This window comes from Noviluteimonas lactosilytica (assembly GCF_020866925.1).
GTDB lineage: Bacteria > Pseudomonadota > Gammaproteobacteria > Xanthomonadales > Xanthomonadaceae > Noviluteimonas > Noviluteimonas lactosilytica.
Genome location: NZ_JAJGAK010000003.1, coordinates 60,335 through 76,048 on the forward strand (window position 1 = coordinate 60,335; position 15,714 = coordinate 76,048).

The following is a 15,714-nucleotide window of genomic DNA, read 5'->3' on the forward strand; positions in this document are numbered from 1 at the left end:
GCTTTCCAAGGGGACACACAAATGCGACTGAAGGGACTCGCTGTCTTTCTGCTGCTCGGCTTCGCCTTCTCCGCCTCCGCCACTTCGCCCAAGACGACCGAAGCGCCCGCGGTCGGCACGCCGGCGCCGGTGCTCCTGGGCAAGGACGGCAGCGGCGACGACGTCGACCTGACCGCCTATCGCGGCAAGGTCGTGATCGTGACGTTCTGGGCGTCGTGGTGCGCGTACTGCCTGAAGGAACTGCCTGCCCTCAACGACCTGCAGGTCGAGCTCGGCGACCAGTGGCTGAAGATCATCGCCGTCAACGTACAGGACGAGATGAAGTACTACCGCCTGATGACGCGGCAGATGCGCGACTACAAGATCCTGCTTGCTCGGGACAAGAGTGGAGACATCGCTGCGACGTATGGCGTCAAGGCGTATCCGAATTTGTGGATGATCGATCCGCAGGGGAATGTTGCGAGTCACCATGTTGGGTATGGTGAGGAGTCGTTGACGAAGATCGTGACTGAGATTAAGCGGGTGTTGATGGTGGAGTTGGAGAGGCAGGAGGCGGCGAGGGCTGCTGGCAGCTAACTGCTCGCTTGCGCTTCAGTCGAGACGTCTCCTGACTCAACCCCTTCTTTCACGTCGAGGTGATGAACCATCGTCCGCAGAGAAGGAATGAAGGGACTTATCGCTCTCTCGAGCTTGGCCATATGCACCACGAGCCAATCGGTCATCTCTGGCCAACTCGACTTGTTGTGCCCGTCGAAGTCCTTGCCATACGCGAGAGCCGAGCTCTTCTTCTCATCATTTCTGCGCCATTCGAGCCGGGCGCCAAATGCGTTCTCGATCTTGTCTCTTTGCGTAAACAACGCATCGAATACGGCCTTATTTGCGGCTTTTGTGGCGCGCGCGATTGTCAGCTCAACGCGCGCCTCATCCTTGTTGAAGATCATCGTGTACGGAACACCGCTCAAGCCTGATCCTGCGTTCAGCCAGTGGTCGCGGCTCGGGCCGACGTTCGAATACAGATCCACGCCGGCTTTGTCGAGCGCCTCCAAGGTCCGATGCCAGAACTCTGTGCGCAGGACATAACGCGCGGCTTGGACTCGCTCGGTCGACAGCTCCTCGCTCTCTTTCTCCGAGATACCGATCATCAGCTCTTCCGCCTCTGGCAGCGGTATGACTTGTTCGATATTCAGAAGAAGCGAGTTTCCGTCCTGGTAGGGCGTGGCCCGGAAGCACTTCACGTAGACCTTGTGTTTGAGCAGCCACAGAACCGTGGAGGTCACTTCCTTCCGGAAGTTGGCAGCAACCATGATCAAACGTTGATCGTTACCAGAGTTCAGCACGACGTCCTCGAAGGATTCCTGCCCCAGGAAGTCGCAGATCGCCTTGCGGGCGTCGTGTCCAGAGTTCGCTTTGTCCAGGTAGCGCTGGTAGATCTCGGCAACCTGGGTCTTCGAGAGCGTCGAGCAGTAGGAGGCATATTTCAGGCACTGCCATACAACGTCGCGACCGGAGTCATCCAGTTTGTTTTCGATGACAACCAACGCCCCGGACTTGTCGATCGCCAGCAGGTCCAGACGCTCCCGCGTGTCGTCGAACCCGTCGAATTCCTTCTGGATGATCAGCAGCTCTTCCCCCAATGCGTCGGGCTGGTTCGCAATCCACTCCTGAAGGTGGTTGCGCTCAGTGAAGCCCAACTCCGCAAACTTCGCGCGGGGAATCTTGGAGATTCGGTTCAACGAGTTGTCGATGCGAAACATGCGTGTGCCCTTGCCCGCCATTGGCGGCCACCTCGAATCTGGCAACACTAACTCAGAAGGCCACCTGACCGATTCAGCCCGCGGTTGTGCACCGCCACATCAGGCGAGGCCCGCTCCATTGCCCAAAGCCCAGCTTTGAGATTGAATGTCCGCCAGACGGGCGTGCTCGTCGTTCAATGACCGACTCGGGGGGGGGCGACATGAGGGGATTGGGTCTACTACTCGTTGCCGTCGGGTTGGTTTGGCTAGTCGTGGCTTTCAACATGAGCACGACCGTCACCACGCCTGGCGAAACGTTCGGTTCTGGCGACTACGCGATCCACGTGCCATCACAAACGGTGCACAACATCGGTTTGATGGAGGAGCGTCGAAACCACCTGATCATTGCGAGCGTCGTAACAGTCGCGGGTGTGTTCTTGCTTGGCTTCGGGAGTGTCGCCCGCCCCGCGGAACCGCAGGGCGACCTCAAGGCCTGTCCCGTTTGCGCCGAGATGATCCAAGCTGCTGCACTGAAGTGCCGATACTGCCAAACGGACCTTCCAGAGTCCTTCCATGCGCCAAAGGACGCACAGGCCGCCCGTCCGCCTCGCGCACCTGCCCGACTCACGAAATCCCAGCTGAGCGACATGGAGCAGCTTGGAATAACGCACGTAGACGGATACTTCCATTATTCCGACTACGTCTATGACAGCCTTTCGCAGGCGATCATCCATGCGAAGGCTGCGCAGCGCGCGTAGCCCAACCACGCCGAGCGAAAGTGTTCGAGCAGTTCCGTCTTCCCATAATTCAATGCACATCCTAAAAACTCTGCTTGCCTTCACTGCGGGCTGCGTCTCGATCTGCACGCCGGCCGCCGCTCATGAAGTTGACGACGATCTGGTCACGAAGGTCGGGACATCTCAGATCGTGCTGGCCCGTACCGCAGGCTTGCTGGCGTTCTGCGACAAGCCCGGACTTCGAAGAACCGTGATCGACCGGATATCGAGGAACGGCCTCGACGAAGTGCTCGCCTCCACGAAACCAGAGCTGGTCGTCGACACCCTTGCTGCCGTCATCATGAGGGTGGACACCTACGCCACTGGCTTGGAATCAGGGTTGACGCTCGCGCAACTGTCGCCGGAACGAAAGGCGGAGATCTGCGATCGGACCATGACGCTCACGGACAAGTTGTTGGCGGAAGATAAGAAGGGCTCGAAGCCGGCCAAGTAGCTTGTGGCCTATCTTCCAACGAGCGCGCCGTCAGGATCCCGCTGCGCGGCCACCACGACGGCCGCCGCGTGCGCTCGATGCGACCTCACTGGAGAAGTACGTCGCGTCAACAACCGCACTGATGTCTCGCGACAGCCGCGAGAACCACCACGCAAGCGCATCCGGCCGCAGCCGCGCATCATGCCGACTGGCATTACTGCCACATTCGGTGAGCTGCGCCATCAGCCGCAGGTGATCGCGCAGTTGGATCAGCTCCACGTGCGCGTGTTCGGGGAGTGCGTAAACGGTGGGCGCGTGGGTTTGCGCGCTGGGTGCTTCGGACATGGTGGGCCTCCGTCGATCCGTGAAGAACTTGCGTCGCCAGGTGCGACGCAAGATGTCGGGAGGTTGAAAGGCCGCTAACAGACGGTGGACGTATTTCCCCTTGCGGGGTGTTGTATTGATCCCCTCCCGACGCGGAGACCGTGCGTTTCGACACGATCCATCGCGCCGACTGTTAGCGGAGCTTTCAAACTCCGAAACGAATCGTGCGCCTGCGCGTGGATGCCGCGATATCAGCCGAGAGCGCGTCGGACATCGGACGCGTCACTCGACGCGCCCGACGTTGTCATTACTCGTCTGCGGATTCCGGAGCAGGCTCCGTGGCCTTCTTCTTGCGGCCGCCGGTGAAGCGCGCACCAAGCTCCTTGACCAGGTCCCCGATGCCGAGCGCGGCGCCGAAAGTCTTCGACAGCGAGTAACCGAGCTTCGCCACCGACATGATGTTGATGCCGAGCGCGGCGCGCGTGTCGCCGACAAGCTTCGCGACGCGCTGCACTTCCTCGTCGATGCGCGACAGGCGGTCCCACGCCGCGAAGTCCTTCTCCGCGGCCTCGACGTCCAGGCCAGGCGGCACCATCTGCGGGTTCTGCTTCAGCGCGCGGATGATCGATCGCGCCCGCCCCTCCTCGACGTCGCCCATCCGCTTGTGGCGGCGCCCGTGCGACGCCAGCGAGATCAGCCCAGTGTGGCGCTCTGATGGCGCGCGCGGCTAGCCTTACACTCGACCACAATGATGAAGTCGCCAACAGACTTAGAGGAGACGATGAACTCTGGTCGACCGATACCACCTCCCTTTTTGGACGCGGTGGCAAGCAACTTCTGGATACGCGGTGAGTCGCTGCTTTGCTTCTCAACTATTAGTTGATTGGCAGCCTTGAAGTAGCCCATTTTTCGAAGGTGCTTCTCGACCAGATCCTCGGTCTTACGTTCGTTCAGGCGGGGTGTCATGGCATCGAGAAATTCAAGCTGAGCAATTTCCAGATTATCAGGTGCCGCCGCCCTGTTCACCTTGCAAATGAGGCGGGTTCGCTTCTTCGAGGGGTCGTAGCGATCGGTCTTTTTAGCGAATCGCCTCGTCCTCGCGCTCCAGATTCGCCCAGCTTCGAGAGAGCAGGTGCCTGGCATATTTGACGAACAATGCTCTATTGGGAGCCGGTTGCGCCCACGAGGTAACTATGTGCTCAATGAGGTGTCCTCTACCCCCAGGGAGAAACCTCGTGGAGTCGTCCGAATTGGGTCTAGTGAGCAAGTACGTGGAGAGGGTCTGTCAGATCGCCGCTGCTTCCCGCCCTGAGAAAGAAATGCGCGCTGAAGTCGCCCGGACAGTTGCCGATGCTCAGGATCATTTTTTAAAGGTGGCTGGCTCCGATCCAGCAAGCACTCTTGAGAATTTCATTGGACAGCTTCGCTTCAAGGCCAGTCTGGCCAACGAAGACGCGAATCCGGGATACGCTGACGTTCTTCGACTCGCTGCCGATGAAGCAGCGCGCGCATCGAGACTGGGATAGCGTTTCTCGGCGCGTGCGTAGGCTAGCCTTGGATGGAGATAGCGACCTCTAGGCACAGCATAGGGGTTGGTAGCAAAAAACAAAAAAGCCCCGCCGCAAGGCGAGGCTTCTTCATTCGATATTGGTCGGGGTAGCCGGATTCGAACCGACGACCACCAGTCCCCCAGACTGGTGCGCTACCAGGCTGCGCTATACCCCGGGTAGGTTGGCGATTATAGAGGAACGGGGTGAACTGTGCTGTTCGTCGAGCCTGGGTCCCCGCCTTCGCGGGGATGACAGTCAGCGACGCAGCAGCACGAGGATCTCCTCGAGCTCCATCCGCACCTGCTTGATGATCTGGCTGCTCAGCGCGCTTTCCTGCTTCGCGCCCTCGCCTTCCAGGCGCAGGCGGGCGCCGCCGATCGTGTAGCCCTGTTCGTAGAGCAGGCCGCGGATCTGGCGGACCATCAGCACGTCGTGGCGCTGGTAGTAGCGGCGGTTGCCGCGGCGCTTGACGGGCTTGAGGCTCGGGAATTCCGTCTCCCAGTAACGCAGCACGTGCGGCTTCACGTCGCACAGTTCGCTGACCTCACCGATGGTGAAGTAGCGCTTCGCTGGGATCGGCGGGAGTTCCTTGTTGCTGCCGGGATCAAGCATGCGTGCCCGCTCCCGTGCCCGTGTAGGCCTCGACGCGTTCCTTCAGCTTCTGGCCCGGGCGGAAGGTCACCACCGTGCGCGCGGAGATCGGAATCTCTTCGCCGGTTTTCGGGTTGCGGCCGGGGCGCTGGTTCTTGCGGCGCAGGTCGAAGTTGCCGAAGCCCGACAGCTTCACCTGGCGACCCTGTTCGAGCGCTTCGCGAAGCGCGTCGAAGAACGCGTCGACGAATTCCTTCGCCTCGCGTTTGTTGAGGCCGACTTCGTCGAAGAGTCGTTCGGCCATTTCCGCTTTTGTCAGTGCCATCTCGTCCCCCTGTGAACGATCAGCTGCGGATCGCGGCGTGGTGCTGCTGTTGCAGCGCGGCGACCACATCGGCCACCACTTGCTCCACGTCGCGGTCGGTCAGGGTGCGCGATTCATCTTGGAGAATCAAGCCCATAGCGAGACTCTTGAAACCCGATTCGACGCCGGCGCCGCTGTAGCGGTCGAACAGCACAACCTCCCGCAAAAACGCGCCTGCGGCCGCTTCGACGGTGGCCTTCACCGCCGTCCACTGCACGGCTTCGGGGACGACGAACGCGAGGTCGCGGCGGACGGACGGGAACTTCGACAGGGCGTGGGCGCGCGGGATGTTGCGCGACAGCACGGGGGTGAGGTCGAGTTCGAAGGCGACGACGTCCACGGGCAGGTCGAGGGCCTTCGCCAGGCGGGGGTGCAACTGGCCGATCCAGCCGATGGGCCACTCGCCGCTGCCGTCGTCGTTGACGCGGTAGACGTCGGCCGAGCGGCCGGGGTGGCCGTGCGGCTGCGTCGACGGGCGGAAGGCGAGCTTCGCGCCGGAGAGTTGCGCGAGGGATTCGAGGTCGCCCTTCAGGTCGTGGAAGTCGACGACGCGTTCGCGGTCGCTCCACTGCTCCAGCGACGCTGGGCCGCACGCGACGGCGGCGATGCGGTTGGTTTCGAGCGGGGACTTCGGGTGCGCCGTGTCGTCGCCGCCCATGCTGCGGGCGTGGAAGACCTTGCCGATTTCGAACAGGCGCACGCGGTGTTGCTGGCGCGCGACGTTGCGGCTCAACGCAGCCACGAGGCCCGGCAGCAGCTGCGTGCGCATCACGCCGAGTTCGGCGCTCAGCGGATTCGCGAGCGGCACCTGGCCTTCGTGCGCGTGCCACGACGCGAGCAGCGCTTCGTCGACGAACGCGTAGTTCACCGCTTCGAGGTAATCGCGCGAGGCCATGTGGCGGCGCGCGGTGGCGGCGTCGACCTGCGTTTCCGTCGGCGCGACGAGGCGCGTGTGGCCGCCGGGGAGCGTCGCGGGGATGTTGTCGTAGCCGTAGATGCGCGCGATCTCTTCGATCAGGTCTTCTTCGATCGCGATGTCGAAGCGGCGCGTCGGCGGGGTGACGCTCCAGCCTTCGGCGTGCGCGGCGACGTCCAGGCCCAGCGCGCGGAGGATGCGTTCGACTTCATTGTCGGCGACGGTGGTGCCGAGGCCGCGCGCGAGACGCGCACGACGCAGCACGACGGGCGACGGCTTGGCCAGGTATTCCGGCAGCACCGCTTCGATGACCGGACCCGGGGCACCGCCGGCAAGTTCGACGATCAGGCGCGTCGCGATCTCGATCGCCTGTCGCGGCAACTCGGGATCGACGCCGCGTTCGAAGCGATGGCCCGCATCCGTGTGCAGACCAAGGCGACGCCCGCGACCGATGATCGCGCTCGGCACCCAGTGCGCGGCTTCGAGGAACACGTTGCGCGTGTTGTCGGTGACCTTCGTATCGGCGCCGCCCATGATGCCGCCGAGCGCGACGGCGCGATCGTTGTCGGTGACGACGAGGAATTGGTCGTCGAGCGCCACGTCGCGGCCATCGAGCAGCTTCAGCGATTCGCCGGCGCGCGCGCGGCGCACGCCGATCGGGCCCTGCAGCAGCCCGCGGTCGAACGCGTGCATCGGCTGGCCGATTTCGAGCATCACGTATTGCGTGACGTCGACGAGCAGGCTGATCGGGCGGATGCCGCTGCGACGCAGGCGTTCGGCCATCCAGATCGGCGTGCGCACGTGGGCGTCGATGCCTTCGATGACGCGGCCGACGAAGCGCGGCACGTCGGCGCCGGCGTTCAGCGTGATGTCCATCGTCGCGTCGTTGAGTGCGGGCATCGGCGTGGCGTCGAACGGCACGACATCGCTGCCGCACGCGGCGGCGACGTCGAACGCGATGCCGCGCACGCTGAAGCAGTCGGCGCGGTTCGGCGTGAGCTTGAGTTCGATGCGCGCGTCCGGCAGGCCGAGGTAATCGGCGAGCGGCGTGCCGACCGGGGCGTCGTCGGGGAGTTCGAGCAGGCCGCTGGCATCGGCGTCGAGCGCGAGCTCCTTCGCCGAGCACAACATGCCATTCGAATCGACGCCGCGCAGCTTCGCGGCCTTGATCGTCAGCGTGCCGACGGTCGTGCCGATGGTGGCGAGCGGCGCGACGAGACCGGGGCGCGCGTTCGGCGCGCCGCACACGATCTGCAGCACTTCATTGCCGGTGTCGACCTTGCACACCTGCAGCTTGTCGGCTTCCGGGTGCTTCGCGCATTCGACGATGCGCGCGACGATCACGCCATCGAGGTTGTCGCCGAGCACTTCCATCTCCTCGACTTCCAGGCCGATGGCGGTCAGCGTCGCGGCGAGTTCTTCGCGCGTCGCGTCGGTGCGGACATGCTGGCGGAGCCAGTTCTCGGGGAACTTCATCCGATCGAATCCTTCAGGTGAACTGGCGCAGGAAGCGCACGTCGTTGTCGAAGAAGCTGCGCAGGTCGTCGACGCCGTAGCGCAGCATCGCGAAGCGTTCGACGCCCAGGCCGAATGCGAACCCGGTGTACTTCTCCGGATCGATGCCGACGTTGCGCAGCACGGTCGGGTGGACCATGCCGCAGCCGAGCACTTCGAGCCACTTGGTCGAACCGTCGGGCTGGTGCCACGCGATGTCGACTTCGGCCGAAGGTTCGGTGAAGGGGAAGTAGCTCGGGCGGAAGCGCATCTCGAAGTCGCGCTCGAAGAACGCGCGGACGAATTCGGCGAGCGTGCCCTTGAGGTCGGCGAACGACGCGTGCTCGTCGACGAGCAGGCCTTCGACCTGGTGGAACATCGGCGTGTGCGTCTGGTCGCTGTCGCTGCGATACACCTTGCCGGCCGCGATCATGCGCAGCGGCGGCTCGTTCTCGAGCATGTAGCGGATCTGCACGCCGGAGGTGTGGGTGCGCAGCAAACGACCGTCCGGGAAATAGAACGTGTCGTGCATCGCGCGCGCAGGATGGTGCGGCGGGAAGTTGAGCGCTTCGAAGTTGTGCCAGTCGTCCTCGATCTCGGGGCCGTCGGCGAGTTCGTAGCCCAGGCGCCCGAAGATTTCGGCGATGCGTTCCAGCGTGCGCGACACCGGATGCAGGCCGCCGCGCGCGGCATCGCGGCCCGGCAGCGTGACGTCGATGGATTCGTGCGCGAGCTTGTGTTCGAGCGCGGCTTCGTCGAGCGCATGCTTGCGCGCGGAAAGCGCGTCGCCGATCGCGTCGCGTGCGCGGTTGATCGCCTCCCCAGCGGTCTTGCGCTGGTCGGGCGGCAACGCGCCGAGCGACTTCAGCTGCGTGGTGACGCTGCCCTGCTTGCCGAGCAGGAACACGCGCAGGTGTTCGAGCGCGTCGGGCGTGCCGGCATCCGCGATGTCGCGGAGGGCGTTGTGCAACAGGGTGTCGATACCGTCCATCTGTATCCCTGCAAGTGGAACGAGGTTCGCTGAAACGAAAATGGGGAAGGACTTGCGCCCTTCCCCATGCGTTGCTTTCGTATCGAAAGCCGCGCAAGGGGCGCGGCTGTCGATGTTCGTGCGTTACGCCGCGAGCGCGCTCTTCGCCTTTTCGGCCAGCGCCGCAAAACCCACCGCGTCGTGCACGGCGATGTCCGCCAGCACCTTGCGGTCGAGGGTGATGCCGGCCTTCATCAGGCCGTTCATGAAGCGGGAGTAGCTCATGCCGTTGATGCGGGCCGCCGCGTTGATACGCGTGATCCACAGCGAACGGAAGTTGCGCTTCTTCTGCTTGCGGCCGATGTACGCATACTGCAGCGCCTTCGTGACCGCCTGCTTGGCGACGCGGAAGACCTTGCGACGGGCGTGGTAATAGCCCTTCGCCTGCTTGAGGATTTTCTTGTGACGCTTACGCGCCATCACACCACGCTTGACTCGTGCCATTGTTCAGTCCTCCTCAGAGATAAGGCAGCATGCGGTCCAGGCGGCCCGCGTCTTCGGCACGAACGTGGTTCGTCTGGCGAAGATTGCGCTTCCGCTTGGTGGCCTTCTTGGTGAGGATGTGGCTCTTGTTGGCGTGGCCGCACTTGTACTTGCCGGAAGCGGTCTTCCGGAAGCGCTTGGCAGCAGCGCGATTGGTCTTGATCTTGGGCATTTCGGTGTCCGTTTGATCTTCTGATGACTGGCGTGGCGGTGGCTGATTCCAAGAGGAATGTCGCCACTCTTTCCGTCCGTGCCTGCGCCGGTGATGTCGTCCTCCCTTGCGGGGGCGACGGTAGTCCATGAATGCAGCACCCGGCGAGCCGGGCCCGGCATTATGCAGGCCCAGTCTTTGCGTTGCAATTCAAAACGTTAGTCGGCGGCGCCTTGTGTGGCGGGGCCGCCAGTCTCGCGAGAGTCTGCGACAAGCGTTGTCGCAGGGGCTTGTGCCCCCTACCCCAATAACAAACGGGCCGCTTTGCGCGGCCCGTCGGTCTTACTGCTTCTTCTTCGGCGCGATCATCATGACCATCTGCCGGCCTTCCAGGCGCGGCCGCGACTCGACGACGATCTCCTCGCCGAGGTCCGCCTCGATGCGCTTGGCCATCTGCTGGCCGAGTTCCTGGTGGCTCATCTCGCGACCGCGGAAGCGGATGTTCACCTTGACCTTGTCGCCTTCCTCGATGAAGCGGCGCATGTTGCGCAGCTTGATCTGGTAGTCGCCCTCGTCGGTCACCGGGCGGAACTTCACTTCCTTGATTTCGACCATCTTCTGCTTCTTCTTCGCAGCAGCGGCCTTCTTCTGGTTCTCGAACTTGAACTTGCCGAAGTCCATGATCCGGCACACCGGCGGATCGGCGTTCGGCTGGATTTCCACGAGATCCAGGCCTTCTTCTTCGGCCATGCGCAGCGCTTCGTCGCGCGACAGGACGCCGACCATTTCGCCGTCGCTGCCGATCACGCGCACGCGCGGCACGCGAATTTCGAGGTTCTTCCGGTTCTGCTTATCGGGGGTGCTGATGGGGCAATCTCCGTGGAGGATCGATCCGCGCGGCCGAGGGAAGCCGCGCGGTCCTTGTACTAAACGCTACTGCTCGTCGCGCAAGCGCTGCGCGAAGTCGGCGATGGACATGGTCCCCAGGTCCTCGCCACTGCGCGTGCGCACCGCGATCGCGCCGTTTTCCTTTTCGCGGTCACCGACCACGAGCAGGTACGGCACGCGCTGCAGCGTGTGCTCGCGGATCTTATAGCCGATCTTCTCGTTCCGCAAATCGGCATCCACGCGGAAGCCTTGATTCGTAAGGGTTTTCCGAACGTCGGCCACCCAATCGGCCTGGGCGTCGGTGATGTTCATCACCACCGCCTGCACCGGCGCCAGCCACGGCGGGAAATGGCCGGCGTGATGCTCGATCAGGATGCCGATGAAACGCTCCATCGAACCCACGATCGCGCGGTGCAGCATGACCGGGTGGCGGCGGGCGCTGTGCTCGTCCACGTACTCGGCGCCCAGGCGCCCGGGCATCATGAAATCGACCTGCATGGTGCCCAGCTGCCAGGTGCGGCCGATGGCGTCCTTGAGGTGGTATTCGATCTTCGGGCCGTAGAAGGCGCCCTCGCCCGGCAGCTCCTGCCATTCGACGCCGGCCGCGCGCAGCGCCGAACGCAGCGCTTCTTCGGCCTTGTCCCAGGTGGCGTCGTCGCCGAGGCGCGGTTCCGGGCGCAGCGCGATCTTCAGCTGCACGTCCTCGAAGCCGAAGCGGCCGTAGACGTCCATCGCCTGCTTGTGGAACGCGGTGACCTCGGCCTCGATCTGGTCTTCGGTGCAGAAGATGTGGCCGTCGTCCTGGGTGAAGCCGCGCACGCGCAGGATGCCGTGCAGCGCGCCCGAGGGTTCGTTGCGATGGCACGCGCCGAACTCGCCGTAGCGGATCGGCAGGTCGCGGTAGCTGTGCAGGCCGGAGTTGAAGATCTGCACGTGGCCCGGGCAGTTCATCGGCTTCACGGCGTAGGTGCGCTTCTCCGACTCGGTGAAGAACATGTTCGACTGGTAGTTGTCCCAGTGGCCCGAACGCTTCCACAGCGATACGTCGAGGATCTGCGGGCAGCGCACTTCCTGGTAGCCGCTCTCGCGATACACACGGCGCATGTACTGCTCGACGACCTGCCAGACCGACCAGCCCTTCGGATGCCAGAACACCAGGCCCGGCGCTTCTTCCTGCAGGTGGAACAGGTCCTGCTGCTTGGCGATCTTGCGGTGGTCGCGCTTCTCGGCTTCCTCGAGTTGCGTGAGATACGCCTTGAGGTCCTTGTCGTTCAACCACGCGGTGCCGTAGATGCGGCTGAGCATCTGGTTGTTCGAATCGCCGCGCCAGTAGGCGCCGGCGACCTTCATCAGCTTGAAGGCGCGCAGCTTGTCGGTGCCCGGCACGTGCGGGCCGCGGCACAGGTCGGTGAACTCGCCCTGCGAATACAGCGAGAGATCTTCGTTGGCCGGGATCGACTCGATGATCTCCGCCTTGTAGTGCTCGCCCATGCCCTTGAAGAACGCGACGGCTTCGTCGCGCGACTTCACGCTGCGCGACACCGGCTGCGCTTCCTTCACGATCTTCTGCATTTCCGCTTCGATCGCGGGCAGGTCTTCGGGCGTGAACGGCCGCTCGTACGCGAAGTCGTAGTAGAAGCCGTTGTCGATGACCGGGCCGATCGTGACCTGCGCGCCGGGGAACAGGCGCTGCACGGCCTGCGCGAGCAGGTGCGCGGTGGAATGGCGCAGCACGTCGAGCGCGTCGGGGTGCTTCTCGGTGACGATTTCGAGCGCGGCGTCGTGGTCGATGCGGAAGCTCGTGTCGACGAGCTTGCCGTCGACCTTGCCGGCGAGCGCGGCCTTGGCCAGGCCGGCGCCGATCGACGCGGCGACCTCACCGACGGAAACGGGATGGTCGAAGTTGCGGACGCTGCCGTCGGGAAGCGTCACTGCGACGGGCGATTGGACTTCTGCGTTCATGCGGATTGGCTCACCGGAAACAAAAAAAGCGCCCGAGGGCGCCTGCTGACTTGCTTAGCTAGCGACTCGGAAGGGTCAGAGGTGGTACGTCGTAGTCCCCATGTCGTCACCTCTTCCTGCTGTCGCCGCTGTGTTGCCGCTGATGTCGTGACCACGCCGGTGAAGCGTGGTGGGCGGTACAGGGTTCGAACCTGTGACCCCTACCATGTCAAGGTAGTGCTCTACCGCTGAGCTAACCGCCCGTTTCGTACCCCGTCCGAACCAATCGGTCCGAACGGGGCTGCGCAGTTTAGCGGAGCGGCCCCGCAGCGACAACGGGGGCGAGCGATTACTTCAGCTTCTTGCCCGGACCGCCGGTGCGCTGGAGGTCGGCGTGGATCCGGTAACGCGAGGTCGACTTCGGGAGCTGCGCGCCCACGACCTGGTCGATGACGAGATCGAAGAACTCGGGGGCTTCACGCTTCCCGTCATGGTGCATCTCGATGACCGGGAGATAATCGCCGCCCGATGACCCCTCCGCGATGGTCATGGTGCCGGAGATCCCGATGTAGTCCTCGCCCGATTTCGCGGTGCCGTCGACGGTGCGGTAGCGGAACGAAACGCCGCCTGCCGGCGCCACGCCGGCCAGCCGCACCTGCAACCAGATCTGGTTGTGCGTGTCGGCGAGGGGCGACACGAAGTCCGCCTCCATCGGCGCGACCAGCGTCGGCAGGTTCGACAGCGTGAGGTCGAGCGTCGTGTCGTCGCGCACGTCGAGAAAGTACGCGTACGTGGGCGAGAACGGCTGGGTGTTGCCGGGCACGTCGAACGGGCCTTCCCAATCCACCCGGAAGAAGGAGCCGCGTGGCACGCGCGCCGCGTACTTCCAATCCGTCGCGCTGCCGACCTGGATCGTGCGGTTAATGCGCCGGTTGGGACCGTGCGATTCCGTGGTCGACAGTGTGATGTCGCTCGGCGGCGTCATGCCGGGGGCCGCGCGCACCGTGCCGCTGACCAGCACGCCGGGCTCGACGAGCATGTGTTCCTGGTGCGCGACACGCACTTCATTCAGCATGCGCCACGGCAGCACGAACGGATCGGGCAGCGACGGCGTGCTCAGGATGACCTGCATGCCGCGCGGCACGGCGACCGAGTACGCGAAGTTCGGCGGCTGCAGCTCGCGCAGGATCATCGAACCGGCGCCGTCGAGACCGTCGAGTTGCATCAGCACCGGCGTCGTCGGCGCCGTGCCTTCGGGGAACCAGAGCTGGCCCCACAGCCCCACGCGCGGGTCGCTCTCCGACAGCGTGATCACCGCATCGGCATCGGACACCGCGTTGGTCGAAGCGATGTGCAGCGCGATGGTCTCGTCGCCTTCGGCGACGATGTCGGGCTTGACCGTGATCTGCGCATAACCTTCTCGCTCGCCCTGGGGAATGACGATGGACGAAACGGCGAGTGTGTAATCGACGTTCTGCGTGGCCGTGCCGCCAACCACCGCGATGTCCACCGCAACGCCATCGACGCCGGCCTTGCCCGAGAGGCGAATCGGCACCGCGAGCGTGATCGGCGCGTAGAACGGCGCGACCACCTCGACGTCGGCGATCGCCAGCTGGTTCGGCACGTTGCGGAACGCGGCGACGGCGGGCGCCACCAGGTTGAAGCTGCGTACGTTGTCCGAATAATCGGCGATCCCGCAGGGCGCACCGACGCAATCCTTCTTCGCGGGATTCGAGAATCGGGCGATCCACTGCTGTTCCGCGCTGCCGTCCCAATACGCCATGACCGTGCGGAAGGTCTTGGTGCGATAGCCTGACGAGAACACGAACGCACCGTGGTTGGTGACGCTGTTGATCGGAGTGTCAGTCTCGCGATCGTGCATCGAGCCGATGTTGTGGCCTAGTTCGTGCGGATGCACGAGCGTGCCGCAATCGCCATCCACGTTGACGACGTTGTAGGCGAAATTCGCATACACCTGCGTGCGGCCGTAGGAGAAGCCGGGCGTGTAGCCCACGCCGCACGTCCCGTCGTTCTCGTAGTGCGGGCGCAGCACCGAAACCAGGTCGCCGGAATACTGGTCGCGCAGCGCTTCGAGGTCGACGCCGAAGGCGCCCGGCGAGTACGCGGCCGACGACAACACGTCGGTGTTGCGCGCAGTACCCGGGATATCGAGTTCGCGCACATGCACCGACCGCATGCGCACGCGACTGCCGCTGTCGATGTGCGCCTGGTTGGTGATCGCGATCAGGTTGGCGATCTCCGTCTGCACCGCCGACGCGCTGCCGCGCAGCGTGACCTGGCCGGGCGTGTAGAGCGTGATCAGGTCGATGGTGACCGGCGTCGTGTCGATGGCGGCGGCGACGAGCGATTGCGCGGTCGGCGACGGGGTCGCGGTCGGCGACGGGGTCGCGTTCGGCGCAGTCGTCGCGTCCGGCTTCGGCGATGCGACTTGCATCGGGGTGGAAGCCGCCGCCACGTGCGTCGGCTTGCCGGCGAATTGCGGGACGCGGCTGCGATCCGGCATCACCGCATCGGTCTTGCCGATGACGCGCGCCGCATTGCGCGGCACGATGCCGCCATCCGGCGTCACGACGACGCGGTCGCCCGGCGCGGTGAACACGTGCAGCGCGTTGCCGTCGGGCATCGGGATGCGGCCGAACACCGCGTTGCCGCCGAAGGTCAGCACCATCGCTTGCGCGCCGACGCGCGTGGGCGCGCGGCCGACGATGTTCCAGTGACCACTCTCGTCGGTGAACTGGCGTTCGATCGCGATCGCGTGTTCGCGGCCGTCGGGCAATGCGAGGCGCAACGTGCCATCGCGCACCGCGGCGCGCGCGATGGCGGCGTCGATGCGGATCGGTTGCGGCGATTCGAACGTCGCGCCGTCCGGCAACGCGACCAGTGGTGCGCGGGAAACAGGGGCTACCTCGGCACGCGACGCCGGATCCGTGCCGTCGCGCGCGGACTGCATCCACGCTGCGAGACCGAAGACGCACACCAACCCTGCGAGCGCGAGGCCCGCCTCCTTGCGAAGCTGCAT

Annotated in this window: 17 protein-coding genes and 2 tRNA genes; 4 read left to right on the plus strand and 15 right to left on the minus strand. The window is 64.3% G+C overall.

Going from position 1 to position 15,714, the window contains the following annotated elements; genetic code table 11:
* Window positions 1–21: 21 nt before the first annotated feature.
* A complete protein-coding gene (locus LK996_RS12195) occupies window positions 22–576 on the plus strand; it encodes a TlpA family protein disulfide reductase (RefSeq protein ID WP_230527643.1) in 555 nt (184 codons plus the stop codon).
* Here the strand turns inward: LK996_RS12195 and LK996_RS12200 are convergent.
* The gene (locus tag LK996_RS12200) at window positions 573–1,754 is read right to left on the minus strand and encodes a DUF4268 domain-containing protein (protein WP_230527644.1); all 1,182 of its coding nucleotides are present in this window, start codon (window positions 1,752–1,754) and stop codon (window positions 573–575) included. The genes LK996_RS12195 and LK996_RS12200 overlap by 4 nt on opposite strands.
* A gap of 263 nt (window positions 1,755–2,017) precedes the next feature.
* Between LK996_RS12200 and LK996_RS12205 the strand changes: the two genes are divergently transcribed.
* Both LK996_RS12205 and LK996_RS12210 read left to right on the plus strand, forming a co-directional pair.
* A complete protein-coding gene (locus LK996_RS12205; RefSeq protein ID WP_230527645.1) occupies window positions 2,018–2,491 on the plus strand; it encodes a hypothetical protein in 474 nt (157 codons plus the stop codon).
* Window positions 2,492–2,543: 52 nt separating this feature from the next.
* On the plus strand, window positions 2,544–2,963 hold the full coding sequence (locus LK996_RS12210) for a hypothetical protein (RefSeq protein WP_230527646.1): 420 nt from the start codon (window positions 2,544–2,546) through the stop codon (window positions 2,961–2,963).
* A 30-nt stretch (window positions 2,964–2,993) separates the two neighbouring features.
* On the opposite strand, the gene LK996_RS12215 is transcribed toward LK996_RS12210, so the two are convergent.
* The 3 genes from LK996_RS12215 to LK996_RS12225 all read right to left on the minus strand — a co-directional run bounded on the left by LK996_RS12215 (window position 2,994) and on the right by LK996_RS12225 (window position 4,292).
* Window positions 2,994–3,287 (minus strand): XAC0095 family protein, encoded by a 294-nt coding sequence (locus LK996_RS12215; protein ID WP_230527647.1) that lies wholly within the window; start codon window positions 3,285–3,287, stop codon window positions 2,994–2,996.
* Window positions 3,288–3,573: 286 nt separating this feature from the next.
* Window positions 3,574–3,924 (minus strand): hypothetical protein, encoded by a 351-nt coding sequence (locus tag LK996_RS12220; protein WP_230527648.1) that lies wholly within the window; start codon window positions 3,922–3,924, stop codon window positions 3,574–3,576.
* Window positions 3,925–3,959: 35 nt separating this feature from the next.
* Window positions 3,960–4,292: a hypothetical protein gene (locus tag LK996_RS12225; RefSeq protein ID WP_230527649.1), complete on the minus strand. Its 333-nt coding sequence runs from the start codon at window positions 4,290–4,292 to the stop codon at window positions 3,960–3,962.
* A 233-nt stretch (window positions 4,293–4,525) separates the two neighbouring features.
* Between LK996_RS12225 and LK996_RS12230 the strand changes: the two genes are divergently transcribed.
* On the plus strand, window positions 4,526–4,792 hold the full coding sequence (locus LK996_RS12230) for a hypothetical protein (RefSeq protein ID WP_230527650.1): 267 nt from the start codon (window positions 4,526–4,528) through the stop codon (window positions 4,790–4,792).
* 122 nt (window positions 4,793–4,914) lie between these two features.
* Here LK996_RS12230 and LK996_RS12235 read toward each other — a convergent pair.
* From LK996_RS12235 to LK996_RS12285, 11 genes are all read right to left on the minus strand, one after another.
* Window positions 4,915–4,991: transfer RNA gene (locus LK996_RS12235), tRNA-Pro, on the minus strand.
* Between the two features lie 80 nt (window positions 4,992–5,071).
* Window positions 5,072–5,428, minus strand: coding sequence for a MerR family transcriptional regulator (locus LK996_RS12240; RefSeq protein WP_230527651.1), 357 nt, complete (start codon window positions 5,426–5,428; stop codon window positions 5,072–5,074).
* Complete coding sequence (locus tag LK996_RS12245; RefSeq protein ID WP_230527652.1) at window positions 5,421–5,732, minus strand: integration host factor subunit alpha; 312 nt, start codon at window positions 5,730–5,732, stop codon at window positions 5,421–5,423. The genes LK996_RS12240 and LK996_RS12245 overlap by 8 nt, the downstream gene beginning before the upstream one ends.
* Window positions 5,733–5,751: 19 nt before the next feature.
* Window positions 5,752–8,163 carry a phenylalanine--tRNA ligase subunit beta gene (gene pheT, locus LK996_RS12250; protein WP_230527653.1) on the minus strand — a complete coding sequence of 804 codons (2,412 nt, stop codon included), beginning with the start codon at window positions 8,161–8,163 and terminating at the stop codon, window positions 5,752–5,754.
* A 13-nt stretch (window positions 8,164–8,176) separates the two neighbouring features.
* The gene (gene pheS, locus LK996_RS12255) at window positions 8,177–9,172 is read right to left on the minus strand and encodes a phenylalanine--tRNA ligase subunit alpha (RefSeq protein WP_230527654.1); all 996 of its coding nucleotides are present in this window, start codon (window positions 9,170–9,172) and stop codon (window positions 8,177–8,179) included.
* Window positions 9,173–9,295: 123 nt separating this feature from the next.
* The gene (gene rplT, locus LK996_RS12260) at window positions 9,296–9,655 is read right to left on the minus strand and encodes a 50S ribosomal protein L20 (protein WP_230527655.1); all 360 of its coding nucleotides are present in this window, start codon (window positions 9,653–9,655) and stop codon (window positions 9,296–9,298) included.
* Between the two features lie 13 nt (window positions 9,656–9,668).
* Window positions 9,669–9,866, minus strand: coding sequence for a 50S ribosomal protein L35 (gene rpmI, locus LK996_RS12265; RefSeq protein ID WP_027083463.1), 198 nt, complete (start codon window positions 9,864–9,866; stop codon window positions 9,669–9,671).
* Window positions 9,867–10,187: 321 nt separating this feature from the next.
* Window positions 10,188–10,712 (minus strand): translation initiation factor IF-3, encoded by a 525-nt coding sequence (infC, locus tag LK996_RS12270; RefSeq protein WP_230527974.1) that lies wholly within the window; start codon window positions 10,710–10,712, stop codon window positions 10,188–10,190.
* A gap of 66 nt (window positions 10,713–10,778) precedes the next feature.
* On the minus strand, window positions 10,779–12,695 hold the full coding sequence (gene thrS, locus LK996_RS12275; RefSeq protein WP_230527656.1) for a threonine--tRNA ligase: 1,917 nt from the start codon (window positions 12,693–12,695) through the stop codon (window positions 10,779–10,781).
* A 167-nt stretch (window positions 12,696–12,862) separates the two neighbouring features.
* A tRNA-Val gene (locus tag LK996_RS12280) sits at window positions 12,863–12,937 on the minus strand.
* A gap of 86 nt (window positions 12,938–13,023) precedes the next feature.
* Window positions 13,024–15,714, minus strand: coding sequence for a reprolysin-like metallopeptidase (locus LK996_RS12285; RefSeq protein WP_230527657.1), 2,691 nt, complete (start codon window positions 15,712–15,714; stop codon window positions 13,024–13,026).